The organism is Desulfovibrio sp. (genome assembly GCF_035644575.1).
Taxonomy (GTDB): domain Bacteria; phylum Desulfobacterota; class Desulfovibrionia; order Desulfovibrionales; family Desulfovibrionaceae; genus Desulfovibrio.
In genome coordinates this window covers 1-16,679 of sequence record NZ_DASQOG010000223.1, presented here as the reverse complement: position 1 = coordinate 16,679, position 16,679 = coordinate 1, and the positions used below count along the sequence as shown (strand labels likewise).

At 58.3% G+C, this 16,679-nt stretch carries 10 protein-coding genes and 1 tRNA gene; 3 read left to right on the top strand and 8 right to left on the bottom strand.

The features are described from left to right. From VEZ52_RS12610 to VEZ52_RS12600, 3 genes are all read left to right on the top strand, one after another. Positions 1 to 1,705, top strand: a 1,705-nt coding sequence (locus VEZ52_RS12610; protein WP_324837130.1) for an aldehyde ferredoxin oxidoreductase C-terminal domain-containing protein, incomplete at its 5' end; no start/stop codon positions are given. A gap of 153 nt (positions 1,706 to 1,858) precedes the next feature. Beyond that, positions 1,859 to 2,098 (top strand): MoaD/ThiS family protein, encoded by a 240-nt coding sequence (locus VEZ52_RS12605; protein ID WP_022657955.1) that lies wholly within the window; start codon positions 1,859 to 1,861, stop codon positions 2,096 to 2,098. A gap of 11 nt (positions 2,099 to 2,109) precedes the next feature. Next, positions 2,110 to 2,985 (top strand): HesA/MoeB/ThiF family protein, encoded by an 876-nt coding sequence (locus VEZ52_RS12600; RefSeq protein ID WP_324837129.1) that lies wholly within the window; start codon positions 2,110 to 2,112, stop codon positions 2,983 to 2,985. Between the two features lie 16 nt (positions 2,986 to 3,001). On the opposite strand, the gene VEZ52_RS12595 is transcribed toward VEZ52_RS12600, so the two are convergent. The 8 genes from VEZ52_RS12595 to VEZ52_RS12560 form a co-directional block, all read right to left on the bottom strand. Continuing rightward, positions 3,002 to 4,960, bottom strand: coding sequence for a molybdopterin biosynthesis protein (locus tag VEZ52_RS12595; protein WP_324837128.1), 1,959 nt, complete (start codon positions 4,958 to 4,960; stop codon positions 3,002 to 3,004). A 38-nt stretch (positions 4,961 to 4,998) separates the two neighbouring features. Next, positions 4,999 to 6,282, bottom strand: a complete 1,284-nt coding sequence (glp, locus tag VEZ52_RS12590) for a gephyrin-like molybdotransferase Glp (protein WP_324837126.1) — start codon at positions 6,280 to 6,282, stop codon at positions 4,999 to 5,001. Positions 6,283 to 6,544: 262 nt separating this feature from the next. Next, positions 6,545 to 9,757, bottom strand: a complete 3,213-nt coding sequence (locus tag VEZ52_RS12585; protein WP_324837125.1) for a type I restriction endonuclease subunit R — start codon at positions 9,755 to 9,757, stop codon at positions 6,545 to 6,547. Then, positions 9,754 to 11,046: a restriction endonuclease subunit S gene (locus tag VEZ52_RS12580; protein WP_324837124.1), complete on the bottom strand. Its 1,293-nt coding sequence runs from the start codon at positions 11,044 to 11,046 to the stop codon at positions 9,754 to 9,756. The genes VEZ52_RS12585 and VEZ52_RS12580 overlap by 4 nt, the downstream gene beginning before the upstream one ends. Before the next feature lie 3 nt (positions 11,047 to 11,049). Beyond that, a complete protein-coding gene (locus tag VEZ52_RS12575; RefSeq protein WP_324837123.1) occupies positions 11,050 to 12,597 on the bottom strand; it encodes a class I SAM-dependent DNA methyltransferase in 1,548 nt (515 codons plus the stop codon). Positions 12,598 to 12,920: 323 nt separating this feature from the next. Beyond that, positions 12,921 to 12,996 (bottom strand) — tRNA-Asn (locus VEZ52_RS12570). A gap of 69 nt (positions 12,997 to 13,065) precedes the next feature. Continuing rightward, positions 13,066 to 13,803, bottom strand: a complete 738-nt coding sequence (locus tag VEZ52_RS12565) for an epoxyqueuosine reductase QueH (RefSeq protein ID WP_324837122.1) — start codon at positions 13,801 to 13,803, stop codon at positions 13,066 to 13,068. Further along, complete coding sequence (locus VEZ52_RS12560; RefSeq protein ID WP_324837121.1) at positions 13,776 to 16,664, bottom strand: Rne/Rng family ribonuclease; 2,889 nt, start codon at positions 16,662 to 16,664, stop codon at positions 13,776 to 13,778. The genes VEZ52_RS12565 and VEZ52_RS12560 overlap by 28 nt, the downstream gene beginning before the upstream one ends. Positions 16,665 to 16,679: the final 15 nt, after the last annotated feature.

The following is a 16,679-nucleotide window of genomic DNA, read 5'->3' as shown; positions in this document are numbered from 1 at the left end:
TTTTGAAGAAATCCCTCAAGAATACGCTGGCCTTGGCGGCCGTGCGTTGACTTCTACCATCGTTGCGCGTGAGGTGCCGCCCACCTGTACGCCCATTGGCCCCCACAACAAGCTTGTTTTTGCTCCCGGCCTGCTGGGCGCCACCAACAGCCCCAACGCCAACCGTATTTCCGTTGGCTGCAAAAGCCCGCTGACCGAAGGCATCAAGGAATCCAACGCGGGCGGTCAGCCCGGCGGTCACTTGGCCCGTTTGGGCATTCTGGCCGTTATTGTGGAAGACATGGCCAAGGAAGGCGAGTGGTGGCAGCTTGAAGTGAGCAAGGACCACGCCAAGCTGATTCCCGCCGAAGTGGCCGGGATGAACAACTTTGATGCCGTGGCCAAGCTGGTGGAAAAGTACGGCAAGGATTGCAGCTACATCACCATTGGCCGCGCGGGCGAATTCAAGCTCACGGCGGCTTCCATTGCCTGCACCGACCGCGAGCTGCGGCCCATGCGCCATGCCGGGCGCGGCGGCGTTGGCGCGGTAATGGGTTCCAAGGGCCTCAAGGCCATCATTGTGAATCCCGAAGGCGGCAAGAGCCAGCCTCTGGCTGACGAAAAGGCTTTTCGCGAGGCTTCCAAGCGCTTCGCCACGGCACTTTCCGAACACCCCATCACCAGCAAAGGGCTTGCCGAATACGGCACCGCCGTGCTCGTCAACATCCTGCACGAGGCGGGCGGCCTGCCCACCGCCAACTTTACTGTTGGTCAGTTTGACAAGCATGAGGCTGTTTCGGGCGAACTTTTGAACCAGCTCACCAAGGAACGCGGCGGCGAGGGCATAGTTGCACACGGCTGCATGAGCGGCTGCATGATCCGTTGCAGCGGCATTTTGCCCGACAAAAAAGGCAAGTTCCAGAGCAAGTGGCCCGAATACGAAACCCTCTGGTGCTTCGGCCCCCACTCCGGCATTGGCGACCTCGATGCCATCTCCAAGTACGACTACATGTGCGATGATATCGGCGTTGACACTATCGACGTGGGCGTTGCCGTGGGCGTTGCCATGGCTGGTGGAGGTATCCCCTACGGAGATACCAAGGCTGTGCTTGATGTCATGAACGGCATCAGCGAGGGCTCTCCGCTTGGTCGTATTGTTGGTTGCGGCGCGGCCACCACGGGCCGGGTGTTTGGCGTGCGGCGCGTGCCTGCGGTCAAGGGCCAGAGCCTGCCCGCCTATGATCCCCGTGCGGTCAAGGGCCAGGGCGTCACCTACGCCACCTCGCCCATGGGCGCGGACCACACCGCCGGTTACGCGGTGACGGCCAACATCCTTAACAGCGGCGGTACGGTTGACCCCCTCAAGAAGGACGGCCAGATCGAGCTTTCGCGTAATCTCCAGGTGGCTACCGCCTCAGTGGATTCCGTGGGCCTGTGTCTGTTCACGGCATTTGCCATCCTTGACGTGCCGGACGCCCTGCCCGCCATTGTGGACATGCTCAATGCCAAGTTTGGCTGGAAGCTCACCGGCGACGACGTTGTAACGTTGGGCCAGCGTATTCTTTCCACAGAAATCGACTTCAACCGCCGCGCGGGCATCACCCAGGCTGCGGACGTGCTGCCCGATTTCTTCACTGACGAAAAGCTGCCCCCGCACAACACCACTTTCGACATTACCCACGAGGAACTCAAGACGGTCTTCAACTGGATTGAGGAAAAGAAGTAGGGTTGCCCTTATTGGCCTCCGCTCCGGCTGGTTCGGAGCGGAGACCCGAGATTTTGTTTTACGGCGGCGCATGGCGTGCGCCCCGGCTGGCTTGACTGTTTTCGGACAGGGCGGGCATAACTGGACAAGACCTCATGAGGTCAAGGAGCGTCCATGAAACTGACCGTTAAGCTGAGTACCACCCTGCGTGACTATGTGCCGGACTACGTGCCGGAAACAGGATTGCAGGTGGAAATGCCGGAAGGAAGCACCGTGGCCCAGTTGGCGCAACATCTGGGCTTGCCGCCGCAAGACATAAAAATTGTCATGGTCAACGGACGCCAGCAGAAGGTGAGTGATCTCATGCGCGACGGAGACCGTATTGCCTATTTTCCGGCTGTCGGAGGAGGCTAGGCCCGTTGACCATGACAATATCTGATCTGCACCAGTTCTTCAGCCCTTATATCCGGGCAAGATATCAGACAGAATCTGCTGGCAACACGCAGGAAACACTGTTCGTGAGCCTTGAGGGTTTGCGCCTTTGGGCTGCGTCCCAGGCTCTGACGCTACGCGCCGCCATGATTTACCTGCTGGGGCAGAACATCTGGCCGGAGCGCTTTCGGCGGAATTTCGGGCTGGTCACAGCGGAGGAAATGACGCGGCTGTTGCAAGGCCGCGTGCTTGTGCTGGGCTGCGGCGGTCTGGGGGGGCACGTGGCCGAACTGCTGGCCCGCTCCGGCGTGGGGAGCCTCCGGCTGGTGGATAACGACGTGTTTGACGAAAGCAATCTCAACCGCCAGCGGTTCTGTACAGAGCGTGTGCTGGGGCAGCGCAAGGTCTGCGTTGTGCGCAATGCCCTGGCGGATATTGCCAGCCACGTGGAGACGGAAGCTCTTGGATTAGTGGCAGATGCGGGCAATCTGCCCGATCTTGTGGCTGGTATGGACGTGGCCCTGGACTGCCTGGACAACATCAGCGCCAAAACAGCCCTGGAACGGGCAGCTCTTGCTGCTGGCGTCCCATTCATCCACGGTTCCGTACTGCGCGAAGAAGGCTTTTGCTACGCCAGCTCAGGCCCGCAGGCGCGGCTTGAGGAGCTTTACCCGCAGGGGCAGAGCGACAGCGAGCTTGAGCTTGCACGGCGCGAAGGCGTTGGCGCGCTGGCCCCGGCTTCGGTTGCCTGCCTCATGGTCAAGCTGGCTCTGCGGGCCATTTTGAGCCGCACCGCCAGCAGCGCCCTGTACCATCTCGACCTCTCGGTGCCGGAAATGGAGCGTTTTGACTGGGCGGGTAAGGCCTAACCGTTCATTCCACGCCCTATTTCCCGGCGTATTCCCAGATAATCTGCCCGGTTTTTTCCGTGCCGTAACCGCCCATACCTTCCACTGTCTGGCGGAAGGCCTCGCTGCGGATAACATCCAGCAGGGCCTGAACCGCATCCCCATCAAAAAAACGGCGGGGAATGACCAGATCATATTCTTCAACACCGATGGGCGTGAATGGCAGCCCCAGCGCATTGGCTGCCGCCCGCACGGCAAGGCCTGCATCCACCCGGCCAGACAGCACCGCGGCAGCAACGTTCATGTGCGTATATTCCTCGTCGCGGTAGCCGTTGATGCTTGCGGGCGCGATGCCAAGGCGACTCAGGCGGTAATCGAGCAGCACACGGGTTCCGCTGCCGCGCTGGCGGTTGATGAAGCGCACCCCCGGCCTGGCGAGGTCTTCAATGCTGTTGATGCCAAGGGGGTTGCCGGGCGCGGTCAGAATGCCCTGTTCCCTGTCCACCAGACGCAGCAACACGGTGGGCTCATCCAGATTATCCTCAATGGCCTTGCGGTTGTATACGCCGCTTGCCGGGTCGAGCAGATGACTGCCCGCCAGATGGCATTGCCCGCGCTTGAGCGCCATGATGCCGCCCAGCGAACCCACATGGGCCGAGGTGAGCCGGAACTGCGGATGCGCCTTGCGCAGCATGCTGTCCAGCAGGTCAAGCGTGTTGTCGTGGCTGCCAATGGCAAGCAGTGCGCCCGCAAGGGCCGTGGCGGGGCGCAGCAGCTCCACAGTAACGGGTTCCCCTGCATTGCAGCCTTCGCTGTCACGCGGAATTCGGATGATGCCATCGGCCCGGCTGAGGCTGGTTATGGTGCCAGCGCCGCGCGGCAGGGGCACGGCAACAACCGTATCGCCCACGCAGCCCAGTTTGACCCGCAGTCGTTCTTCCATACCGGGGCGCGAGGGCAGGGGATTGCAGGGTACCGCCGTGATTTTCTGCCGCTCGCTCATGGCCCGTTTTTGCCACAGGGCCAACAGGGGCAGGACAAATTCTTCCATGGATATGCCAGCAGAAACGGGATATCCCGGCACACCCACCACGGGCTTGCCGTTGACTACCGCCAGCACCGTGGGTTTGCCCGGCATGACTGAAATGCCGTGCGTCACCACTGTGCCCATCTGCCCGAGCACGTGGGCTGTAAAATCGTGACTGCCAGCCGAAGACCCGGCGTTGAGAATAACCATGTCGGCAGTTGCAATGGCGCTGGCAATGGCGGCCCGTATGGCTTCAGGATCGTCAGGAACCACAGGCAGGGTGGCGGCTTCTCCCCCGGCCTCCGTAATCATGGCCGAAAAAATCAGTGAATTGAATTCTGGCAGCACACGGCCTGCGCGCAGGTCTTCCTCCCGCGCATCCACCAGAGGCACAATTTCCGACCCGCTGGGGATGATGGAAACGCGGGGGCGGCGGAATACCGGCACTTCAAGCGCGCCGCCAGCCGCCAACGCGCCAAGGTCGTAGGGGCCAATGCACGTTCCGGGCGGCAGAATGATTTCTGTAGCCACCATGTCTTCACCCATTTTGCGCACGTGCTGCCAGGGAAAGGCGGCCTTTTCTATAACGGCCCACTGCGATTCGCCCTGAGAATCCTTTTCGGTCTCGGTATTGATGTTCTCCATCATCACCACGGCGTTGCAGCCCTGCGGCAAGGGGTGCCCGGTGTTGATCCAGTGGGCCTGTTCGCCAATTTTGAGACGCAATGGGGTACGGGCAGAGGCGGTGAAGGTATCCTCCGCATGTACGGCGATGCCGTCCATTGCCGCGCCGTGAAATGCCGGGGATGAACGCAGTGCCGCCACGGGCCTGCTGAGCACGCGGCGCAGGGCCTGCGCCAGAGGGATGCGTTCCTCGCCCAGGGCGAAGGCTTTGGCGTCAAGGCATGAAAACCAGTTGGCGCGGGCTTCTTCCGGGGGCAGCAGAGTCAGATATGTGTTGCGCTTCAAGATAATTCTCCCAGCAATAGTGCCAGACGCGGGCTGGTCTAGCGAAAAAGTTCCACCATTATGGTATCGCCCGCATCGTAGCCTTCGCGGTTTTCAGGGCAGATCATGAGTCCGTCTGCCGCAGCAATGCCAGAAATAAGGCCCGATGCGCCCATGATGGGTTCCGCCTCGTACAGCGGTTGCAGATTTTTATCTGACGGTGCCCGCGTGGGGGGCTGGCAGGGCAGGGGGCGCAGTTTTACGCGCAGATAGTCGCGCCGGCCCTGTGCAGAAGCAACAGACCGTGCAAGTACTGCGGGAACCTGCGGCAGCTTTGCGGAAGCGGTATGCCCTTGAAGGTGCTCCAGCAAGGGGGCAAGAAATACGCGGGCGCAGACAAGCGCGCTGGTGACGTGACCGGGCAGGCCCACAAGGCAGACTGTGCGCCCGTTGACTACGGCCCTGGCCAGAATAAAGGGCTTGCCGGGGCTGATGGCGACCCCGTGCACCAGCAACTGAGCCAGAGGCAGAGACTCAAAAATTTCCACGGTGTGGTCGCGCATGCCTGCTGAGGAACCGCCGGAAACCACCACCACGTCATGTGTTTCTGCAAGCTGGGTTACTGCTGCTTTGAGCTTGGCGGCGTCATCGTTGACAATCCCGGCTCTCACGGCCTGCGCGCCAGCCTCGCGGCAGAGGGCTGCAATGCTGTGGGCGTTGATGTCGCGGATTTTGCCCGGCGGTGGAGTCATGGAGCTGGGAACAACCTCATCGCCCGTGGAGAGCACGGCAACCAGAGGTTTGCGGCGTACATCCACATCCACCACGCCAAATGCCGCCAGCAGGCCAATGTCCTGCGGGCGCAGGCGGTGCCCGGCTTGCAGCAGCAAAGACCCTGCGGTTGCGTCATCATCGCGAAAAATAACATTGTCGCCCGGAGCCTGACTGCGGGTAATTTCAATGAGATTGCCTCCCGCCGGGCGGGAGTACTCAACCATCACCACGCAATCCGCGCCCTGCGGCAGCATGCCCCCGGTGAGAATGCGCGCGGCCTGCCCTTCTTCAAGCTTGATGTCCGGCACCTCGCCCATGCGGCAGTCGGCCACGCATTCCACCAGAGCGGGGTTGCCCTCCTGCGCGCCAAAAACATCGCGGGCGCGGCAGGCGAAACCGTCAACGGTGGAGCGGTCAAACCCGGGCAGGTCTTCTGTTGCCGAAAAGCATTGGGCAAGGCCGCGACCAAGGGCATCGTCCAACGGGACGCGCTCTTCACTCAAAAGGGGAAATGCCCGAATATGCTCAAGCACCGATTCAACTGATTGCAAGGTCAAAAAAGGCTTCACCCGGCCCTCCGGTTCATGTGCGCGACGGTGTTTAACTGTCTGGATATTGGCGCAAACCAGAGCAAAGGGCAATACGGGCGGGTGAAATGAAAGTGTCGGGTTGGGCACCCGCTGGTGTGAATGTAAAAAATAAGAAAAGCCTGATGATTCTATCGTTCGGTGCGGAAGTCCGGGTACGGATTTGACTTGCCGCAATGCCCCGTCCCCTCAGAGGCGATAAGCTCAACTGGGCCATTGGGTAACGCGATCTATAAAAACACTATCACGCACAAGACACGGTGCCTGGGGCTTGCTGGTAGATGCTCTGTCCCGCCCCAAAGTAGTTTTCGTAGATATGGGCGTAGGTCTTCACCCGTTTGTCCTTTTTCAGGTCGGGCGTGTAGGCCATCGGCAGCTTGATGTAGAAGTCCCGGATGGTTCGTTCCACATCAGCCTTGGTCTGGGTTTTCAGGCGCCAGTCCAGCACCAGTTTTTCGGCTTTCAGCTTGGCGAGAAGATCCTTGGCAACCTTTTTGACCTCGCCTTTTTCTTTGTCGCTCAGTTCCGGCTCTGGCTGTGTCAGCAGGTCGAAAATGGCCAGCTCCTCCTCGGTGAGGTTTTCCCGGTGTGACCGTTGTTCCTCGTCCGTCAGGTTCTGGGCAAAATCCATCAGATCCTTGAAGAATGCCTCGAGGTTATGGCTGGAGGCATTGTAGCTGTCGATCAGTTTTTTGAACGTCTCCATGAAGTCGATCCGTCCCTTGTTCTCCCGAACCATCTTCTCCAGTTTTTTCTCGATTTGCCCCTTCAGCTTTTCGGTCTCGGTGGCTTTCTTACCCATCGCGAACTTCTGCTGGAGAGCGGCAAAATCGATCTGCGAGAGGTCGATCAGGGCTTCAGCCGCCGGGCGGTCCCCGATGCGGTAGCCCTCGGTTGCAATGGAGTCATCCAGCAGAGCATCCAGATCGCTCATCACTCCGGAGATGTCAGGGGTAGGGCGCAGCGCCTTGATCATTGCCCCGAGGTAAGCCACCAGAACAGACATGGGGGCGTAAGCGTTGGCCTCGGCATCGGGAAGGATAGCCTTGAAGGTTCTGGCCACCTGACCAGCCAGGAGCAGGTATGCCTTGACCTTGTCTTCCCCGGCTTCAAGGATCACATCCATGGCTTTTTGCAGGGCTTCCAGGCGATTTTCCAGCGGAGTGCTTACAATCGCCATCAGGTCAATGCCCATACCCGCGCAGAAAGCTTCCGCTTTTTTCAGCAGCTCCTTCAGTTGTGCCACCAGAGCCGCCTTGTCCTTGATGGGCATCTGCCCCGGCTGATTGGGTTTGGCGTAGATGCGCAGGGCATCCTGAAGGTTACGGAATATGCCCACATAATCGACGATCAAACCGGCACTCTTGCCCGGCGCCACGCGGTTGGCCCGAGCGATGGTCTGCATCAGGGAGTGGTTCCGCATCGGCTTGTCGAGGTACAGGGTCGAGCAGGTCGGCACATCAAAACCTGTAATCCACATGGCACAGACGAAGACCAGACGCAGGGAACTGTCGGGGTCTTTGAATTTTTCGTCCAGGTCCTCGCGCAGCATCCGCTGACGGTGCGGAACGATATCCAGCCCCTTGGCCTTGAGGTCTTCAACTTCGTTCTGGCCTTGTGACACAATCACGGCCATATCGGTGCTCTGCATGACCATGATTTTTTCGGCGAGCACTTCTCTGGCATCCCCGGCGGCTGTTTTCATCTGCTTTTGCAGATCTGCCAGCTGTTGCTTCCAGAGGGCTTGCACCTTGTCGTACATCCGCACAGCCGTGGCCTTGTCGATGCAGATCATCATGGCCTTGCCACGATAGCCTCGACCGAGAAAATGCTTCACCAGATCGGCGGCGATGGTCTCCAGCCGCTCATTGCGGGTAATCAGGTGGTACTCGCGGGCAAATTCCCGCTCCAGCTTCTTTTCCTGAGTTTCGTCCAGTTCAGCCTTTTCAAGGAGATTTTCGATATCCCTGTTCAGGTTTTCGTTGGTGATCTGAAGTTCCGGCGTGCGGTTTTCGTAGTAGAGCGGCACCGTGGCCCCATCCTCGATGGATCGGGCAAAGTCATAGACCGAGACGTAGTCGCCGAATACTTCGCGGGTACGTTCTTCCTCCCCGGCGATCAGCGGCGTCCCGGTAAAACCGAGAAAGGCGGCGTTGGGCAGGGCATTGCGCATGTTCAGCGCGAAGATGTCGTACTGGCTGCGGTGGGCTTCATCCGTGATCACGATGATGTCGCTGCGGTCCGAAATCTGCGGGTAAGTCACGCCCTTGTCCGTGTGGAACTTCTGGATCAGGCTGAAGACGTAGCGGTGATCCTGCGACAGCAGCAGTTTCAGATTTTCCCCGCTGCTGGCCTGTACTTCCGCCCCCGTGATTGCCCCGGTTGCCGTGAAGGTCTTGTAGATTTGATCGTCCAGTTCGGAGCGGTCAGTGACGATCACAAAGGTCCACTTGCCGGGCAGGGTGCGAAGAATCTTCTGGGTGAAGAACACCATGGAGAGGCTCTTTCCGCTCCCCTGCGTGTGCCAGAAGACGCCGAGCTTTTTGGCGGCTTCCACATCCCCGGCTTCCCGCAGCATGATCATCTGGGCAATGGCCTTGTTCACGCCCAGGTACTGGTGGTTTTTGGCTACCTTTTTGATCAGGCCACCGCGCGCCAACTCGAACAGGGTGAAGTTCTCCACAATGTCGAGCAGTCGCCGCTTGTGGCACAGCCCGCGAATGGCGGTCTCCAGACCAGTTGAACCCGCCTCGGTTTCATCGTCGATCCGCCGCCATTCAAAAAAATGTTCCCAGGGGCTGGTCAGGGTGCCCACACGGGTTTGCGTGCCGTTGGACAGCAAGATGAATGCGTTGGGATGGAAGAGCTGCGGGATGCTCTGGCCCTTGTAGTCCTTCAGGTTGTCGTCATAGGCGGACTTCAGGGGAACATGCGGGCCCTTCAGTTCGATGAAGATCAGGGGCAGCCCGTTGACAAAGCCGAGCAGGTCGCAGCGGCGCTTGTACATCTCCCCAGACACCCACATCTGCTGGGCAAGGAAGAAGTCGTTGTTCTCTGGGTTGCTCCAGTCGATGACAGAAAGTTCAACTGTCTGCGGGTTGCCATTGTCGTCGGTAAGCACAACCTTCACCCGGTCCCGCAGCAGCTTGTAGAAGGCCTGGTTGGCGTTGACGGGAATCTGCGTGGAGCGATCCTCTGTCAGTTGCTCGATGGCCTGATCATAGGCAGTAGCCGGATAGCCGGGATTGATGCGCTCCAGCGCCTTGCGAAGACGAGGCACAAGGATGACCTCGGCGGCAGACGTGCGGCCTTCCGTGCCGTTCGGCCCGAAGGCCTCGTTGTAGAGGTTGGCCGTCTCCCAGCCAAGGGATGCAAAGCAGGTGATTGCGTGTAGCTCGACCAGGGGGAGTTCCCCGTAGGTGGCTAATACTTCCTTGGCTGTGAGAGTGTGAGTCATGCCGTGATGACCTCCTCGGGTTCGGGCAGGGAAGAAACATCGAGTTCGCCGGAGATAAGCTTTGGGAGCAGGAGGTCGCGGGTGGCGCGGAGGTTGGCGTTTTTCAGTTGCAAGACCCGGATTTCCTCAAAAAAAGAGAAAGCCAATGTGTGATAGTGATCGACTGTCGGACTATCCCCATAGACGATCTTCAACCCCTCAAATTTGCTCTTATTTAGATTCACCATGGTTGCGCCATTGGCACCATACAGATTGATGGTTTCCTTCAAACCAACAAGGGCAAAGTAGAGAAATTCTCGATTATGCTGTTCATTCAATACGACAGCGTTTATCTGCTGATTAGTCTGGGCGGGCCTCGTGGTGATCGAAACAACCCCAGCCGTGCCTATACAACTTACACAGAGACTGTTTTCCGGAAGTGTTTTCCCCTTCTGCGATTCCGCCCCCTTCGCCGAGAGTCCTTCCCCGGTCGAAATACAGAATAAATTCCCGTGCATATCAGGGGTTTTGATAAAGGGTACGTCATCACCGAAGTTTTCAGGATCGGATTTACTTGGTGTTTTGCCTGTGATCACCTTGCCGAAATCAGCGACTGTCTGGACTTGCCATCCCTCTGGGATCATTCCCAACTCCGACTCCATCATTTTTACCTGCTCATGGCCCGGAAAACGGAAGCGGACAAACCACTCCTCGTAGATTCGCCGGGCCATTTCCTCAAGGATGGCGATCCGCCGCATGTTGTTTTCGATCAGGTCGTCGTAGGCGGACAGGATCGAGGCGATGCGGCGTTGCGTGGCTATTTTAGGTAAGAAAATCTGGAGGCTGCCAACCTGTGATGGACTAACATTCGCCTGATTAGCCGCACCGTGAGCCATAGATGCAATTTGTTCTCTAACCGATTTCTGGACTAATATCCAATATAAGTAGTTTGGGTCGCAACGCTCAAAGTCAGTAACAATTATTTTACCGGCACGTTGGTTCAATAAGGCGGTACATAGTTTCGAGCTATACCTTGCAACACGCCCTACAACTGAATTGGGTTGTGAAATATGCGATCCGGTCAGAGAAATAAGAATGTCGTTTGCTTTGACCACGTATTTAGGATGCAGTCGCTCAACAAACTCGTCTGAAACACGTTGCGATTCAGTCATGTCCATATGACCAACGCGTATATTGGATATTTTTACAACTGGAGTGCCAGACTCTTTAAATTCTTTGCTGGGAAAGGCATAGCCAGAAATTACATCGGCTACATCATTGAGTCGCACTTGAGTTCTATTGCTGCGCATCTCTCAAACTCGACGTTGTAAAACTTGGAGTGAATTCTCAATTTCAGCAGCAAGATCGACGGATTCAGCATTCAAAAAAGCGAACTCTTCTGCGAGGGCGGTAATACGCTCCTCAAAATCGAAATCATCTGAGGCAGTTGAAACTGTCCCAACATACCGCCCCGGATTCAGGCTCCAGCCTTGGGCTTCAATGTCCGCCCGCGTCGCTACCTTGCACATGCCGGCGATGTCCTGATAGGCCCCATCCGGGAACTGCTGCTGGAGCATTTGCTGGCTGCCTTGGCCTGTCTCGGCTGCCTCTCCACGCCAAAGCCGCACGATGTTGGAGAGAAACTCGATCTGTTCCGGCTTAAAGTCGCGGATTGCCTTGCTGACCCGCCGATAGATGCTCCGTGCGTCAATGAACAGCACCTGATCCTTGCGCTCTCCCTTGGCTTTCGCCTTGTCGAAGAACCACAGGGTGCACGGCAGGGTCACGGTGTAGAAGAAATTGGGACCGACCGAGACTATTACATCCACGCCGCCGCTCTGGATCAGCATTTTGCGGATTTCCAGTTCCGCTCCCCGCGCATCCCCCGCCGAGTTCGCCATAACAAAGCCAGCGCGGCCTGTCTCGTTCAGGGCGCTGTAGAAGTGCTGAATCCAGAGGTAGTTGGCGTTGTCCGTGGTCGGAATGCCAAAGGGGAACCTTGGGTCATCCTTCACGCGCTCTTTATCGACACCCGAGACGTTGAAGGGCGGGTTCGCCATAACAAAGTCGAACTTGCCGAGCGCCTTGTGCGGGTCTTCGTAGTAGGTGTTGGCTTCCCGGATGTCCCCAGAGATGCCATGCACCGCAAGGTTCATTTTGGCGAGTTTCACCGTGTCGTTGGCCTTTTCGGTACCAAAGACGGTGAGTTCTTCGCTGGTGCGCTTGTTGCGGCGCTGTACGAAGGCGGCGCTCTGAACAAACATACCCCCGGAACCGCAGGCCGGATCAAAAATTTTGCCGTGGAAGGGTTCGATGATCTCAACGATCAGTTTGACGATGCTGGTGGGGGTGTAGAACACGCCGCCCTTCTGGCCTTCAGCCATTGCGAACTTGCCGAGGAAGTATTCGTAAATTTTTCCGAAGGCGTCACCTTCGATTTCCCCGAGGCTGTCCATCAGGCGCAACAATTCGATCAGAACGGCATTGGGGAGCTTGGCGTAGGAGCGGGGCAGCACGCCCTTCAGTTCCTCGTTCTCCTGCTCAACAGCCGCCATGGCTTCATTAACGGCTTTGCCCACGTCTTGCCCTTCTGCCAAGTTGAGCAGGTAGGAGAAGCGGGCATTGTCAGACAGGTAGAGGGCTCCCTCGGCTTGATAGTCGAATTTTTCGATCTCTGAAGCGTCCAGCCCTTTCTCGACCAATGCGGCTTCTGCTTCCAGAAATTTTTTTTCCGCGTAGCGCAAAAAGATCAACCCAAGCACTGGATTGGAAAATTCGGCGGGCTTCAGCCCGGTGTTGGCCCACAACTGGTCGGCAGCAGCCCAGAGGCGGGATTCAATTTGATTAAAGTCGATAGTCATTTGATGGTCTGCAAATTTGTAAAAGTGGTTAGATGCGTCAATAGGTTGCCAAGGAGCCTAGCAGTGAGGAGGGGGCCGGGGCAAGCCAATCAGTTGATAAAATTGACCCCAAACTGGCGAGGGCGTGGTGTGGTATGCCTGAATTGGTATGGCCCGGTATTCGCCAGCACCGCCAATAGACGACGTGCGGCTACAGTTTGGCGCTTCACATATTGCCCCTTCATACTCCTCCATAACCTGAAATAGCGGGATAGGAGCGGGATAAAACGTACATAAACAGAAAAAGCCCTCACAGTGATTAGCTGTAAGGGCTTACTTTCTTTTGGCTCCCCGAGACGGACTTGAACCGCCAACCTAGTGATTAACAGTCACCCGCTCTGCCAATTGAGCTATCGGGGATCGTTCAGGCAAGGAAGTGTTTACGGAAAATCAGGGGCAAGGTCAAGCGAAAATTGCAAAAAATTTTGATCAACCTTTGATGCACCGCAAAAGCTTTTTCTGGTAGCGCTCCGCCTCGCTGTAAACGCAGCCGCAGTAGGGCTGGCGGTAGAGTTCCATGGCCTTTGAGCGGTCTATGCCTTCCTGCCAGTCCGCGCGAAAATCGCGGTAGGCAAAGCCCGGTGCGCCCTTCTGGGCCGCCAGTTGTTCGCCTGCGGCCTTGATGACCTCATGGGGCTGATAGCGTGAATAGAGCAGGCTGCTGCTCACCCAGGCAAAGCCCTGCTGCCGCGCAAAGGCAAAGGCGGCCTGCATGCGGCTTTCGCAGCAATAGGCGCAGCGGGCGGGCGGGGTATCACGCCCTGCCACGGCGCGCAGCCAGTTGGTGATGTCCCATGTTTCATCGGCGTAAATAATCGGCACGCCCAGATGTTCTGCGCATTGCCCGGCGGCCTCGCGGCGGCGCAGATATTCTGCCAGCGGCTGGATATTGGGATTCATGAACCATGCGGTTACGGCAAAGCCCTCGTCCAGCAGACGCGTGATAGGCATGACGGCGCACGGCCCGCAGCAAACATGCAGCAGCAGGCTGTTGGCAGGCAAGGGATTTACGGGCGCAGCTGCAATGGAGCCTGCCAGAACGGCGTTGGCGGGCGCGGCATCGGTGGGGGCAGGTGCAGCAGGGGAGTGCTGTGCAGAAAAAGCAGCCGGGGTTTCCACCCCGGCTGCCGTGCCATATTCTAAGGACGAACCATTATTTCCAGACATTTACCATAATCCTGCTCAATCTCGCGCAGAGTGTCGCGCTTGTGGTTCAGCAGATACAGGGCCAGTTCCGGGCTTGCCGGATATACGCATTTTTCCTTGGGCTCCGCGCTGACCATACGGCGCAGTTCGCGCAGGGCCTGCAATGCCTGCCACTCAATATTGCGGCGCATGCCTGTACCGCCGCAGGCGGGGCAAGGCTCAAGCGAGATGGCCAAAGCCGAGGAGCCAGTGCGCTGACGCACCAGTTCCAGCAGGCCAAAGGAACTCATGCGGGCAACATCGTGCCGGGCACGGTCGTTCTTCATGGCGGTGCGCAGGGTTTTTTCCACTTCAAGCACGTGCTTTTTGTCGCGCATTTCAATGAAGTCGATAACCACCTGGCCGCCGATGTCGCGCAGCTTGAGATGGCGGGCAATGGCTTCGGCGGCTTCCATATTGGTTTTGTGCGCCATGGCCTCAAAGTTGCCCTTGCCGGAAATTTTACCCGAGTTGATGTCGATGGCCATGAGGGCTTCTGTCTGGTCAAACACCAGACGCCCGCCAGAGGGCAGCAGCACCTCGCGCGAATAAATCTGCTCCAGCTGGCGGCGCAGATTAAAGCGCTCCCACATGGGCGTGCGCATGTCGGTGTGCATCCGCACAAGATCCTTGCGACGGGGAAACAGCAGGTTCACCGTGTCGCGCACGCTCTGCGCCACTTCATCATTATCAACCCAGATCTCGCACACGTCCTCGGTCAGATAGTCGCGCACGGCGCGCTCTGAAAGGCCCGGCTCCTGATAGATGAGGGTCGGGGCGGAAACCTCGGTGGCCTTCTTGCGGATATCACGCCAGACACGCTTGAGATACTGCAAATCGTTTTTGAGCGTTGTCTTGGTGGTCCCGGCGCTGACAGTGCGCACAATGACGCCGAGCCCCTGACCAGGGTCAATGCCGTTCATCATTTCGCGCAGGCGCGAACGTTCCTCATCGTCATCCACCTTGCGGGAAACGCCAATCTGATCCTGCCCCGGCGTAAGCACAAGGAAGCGTCCGGCAAGGGAAAGCCATGTGGTCAAAAAAGCGCCCTTGCTGCCAGTGGGTTCCTTGACCACCTGCACCAGCACTTCCTGACCAGCCTTCAGAACTTTCTGGATGGGCGGAAATTTTTTGCCCTTGGAGGGTTCGTGGTGGGCCAGCCAGTATTCGGGATGTACCTCGTCGATCTGGAGGAATCCGTTCTTGCCCGCGCCGTAGCTGACAAAGGCGGCCTGAAGGTTGGTGTCGATATTGTGAATGACACCCTTGTAAATATTGCCCTTGATTTTGCGCTGGTGCAGCATGTCCAGATAGTATTCCAGCAACTGGCCGTCTTCAGCCAGGGCTACTTCTACCTGTTCGCCGGGCAGCACGCTGATGAACATGCGCCGCTTGCCCTTGGGGGCTTCGGCAGGAGCCTTGCCAGCATTGGCGGCAGTGGCGGGCTTGTTGCTCTCAGCGGGTTTGCTGTTTTCGGCAGACTTGCCGTTTTCAGGCTTGTTCTGCTGCTGTTGCTGCTGAGGCTTAGCCTGTTTTGCGGGCTTGTTCGGCCTGGGGGCGTTCTGGGGGCGCGTATCCTGCGCGCGGCTGGTCTGTTCCGGCGCGTCATCGGCCAGATCAAGATCCTCGTCGTCATCGTCGAGGGGGGCCGTGCTGGTCATATCCTCGGCGGTTTGCGCGCCATCCTGCCCGTTCAGTTCTTTTTTACGGTTGCGGCCACGCCCACCACGACGTCCACGCCGATTCTTGCGGCGCGGGCCATCCCCGGCAGCAGCCTCCCCGGAGGCAGATGCGGAACCGCTTTCAGCGGCTTGTTCTGCACCCTGTTCCGCCGGGGCGGCAGGTTCGCCTGCTGTTTTGTCTGTGGGCTGACTTGTGGTCTGGCTCGTATTTTGGTCGGCTGCCTGCCTGGGACTTTGACCGCGTTCCGCTGCGGGGGCGTTCTGGCGCGGCGCCGTTTCTGCGGGCTTGTCTGAAATTTGTTCCGGCGTCTGTTTTGCGCTCTGTTCTGCTGCTTTTGCAGGGGTTTGGGCCGCAGGAGCCGGGCTTGTGAGGGCCGCAGAAATCGCAGGCTTGTCTGCTGCAGGGCTTGCGGCCTTGGGGGCTGTGCTTGCAGGCGCTGCCTCAATTGTCTGTGCAGTTACCTGAGCAGTGGCTTTTGCACTGCTTTTTGCCGCGGCTCTTGCAGGCCGACCTTTGGGAGCTTTTGCGGCGGGCTTTTGGGGAGCGGCTTCCTGCTTGGAACCCTCAGACGTTTCCGCAGTTTTGGCCGTAGCCGTAGCTTCCGGAGTGCTGGCTTCTGCTGTCTTGGCCGTGCGGGGCGTAGCGGCGCGGTTTGAAGTGCTCGCCCTGCCCGAAGTTTTGGCCGTAGTTTTGCCAGAAGATCTGCTCGCAGTTTTGCCAGCGGCCTTGGGTGTCTCAGCAGCCGTGGCAGCGGCTGACTTGGGCGCTACGGCATCTGCCGTGCTGCCAGAAATTTCTTTGGAGGCGTCAGCCGTTTTTTTAGTTTTGGCGGTAGCCGTCTTTGCTGTTTTGCCCGCGCTGCGGCCTGCGGCCTTGGCGGTTGCGGCGGCCTTGGGTGCCGTGGTCTTGGATGAAGCTGATTCGGCCTGGGCGGCCTTGGAATCGGAAGCGCCTTTAGAATCAGAAGAATCCTTGGCGGGCGCAGATTCGGAGGATTTGGACGCGGTCTTGCCGGAAGCTGTTTTGCCAGATGTTGGCTTGGCGGCTGGTTTGGCTTTGCTGCGTGTTGTGGTTGAACGTTTGGGTTTGGAAACTTCCTGCGACGATGCATCCGTGGCTGGCTGTGAAGCGGCCACGGGGGTGTCTTGGTCTATGGTCATGAAAATCCTTTTGCT

Excerpts from the sequence above, each read along its gene's own strand:
- VEZ52_RS12605 (WP_022657955.1), top strand. The coding sequence starts at position 1,859 with ATGAAACTGACCGTTAAGCTGAGTACCACCCTGCGTGACTATGTGCCG.
- VEZ52_RS12600 (WP_324837129.1), top strand. The coding sequence starts at position 2,110 with ATGACAATATCTGATCTGCACCAGTTCTTCAGCCCTTATATCCGGGCA.
- VEZ52_RS12585 (WP_324837125.1), bottom strand. The coding sequence starts at position 9,757 with ATGACTCACACTCTCACAGCCAAGGAAGTATTAGCCACCTACGGGGAA.
- VEZ52_RS12580 (WP_324837124.1), bottom strand. The coding sequence starts at position 11,046 with ATGCGCAGCAATAGAACTCAAGTGCGACTCAATGATGTAGCCGATGTA.
- VEZ52_RS12575 (WP_324837123.1), bottom strand. The coding sequence starts at position 12,597 with ATGACTATCGACTTTAATCAAATTGAATCCCGCCTCTGGGCTGCTGCC.
- VEZ52_RS12565 (WP_324837122.1), bottom strand. The coding sequence starts at position 13,803 with ATGTCTGGAAATAATGGTTCGTCCTTAGAATATGGCACGGCAGCCGGG.
- VEZ52_RS12560 (WP_324837121.1), bottom strand. The coding sequence starts at position 16,664 with ATGACCATAGACCAAGACACCCCCGTGGCCGCTTCACAGCCAGCCACG.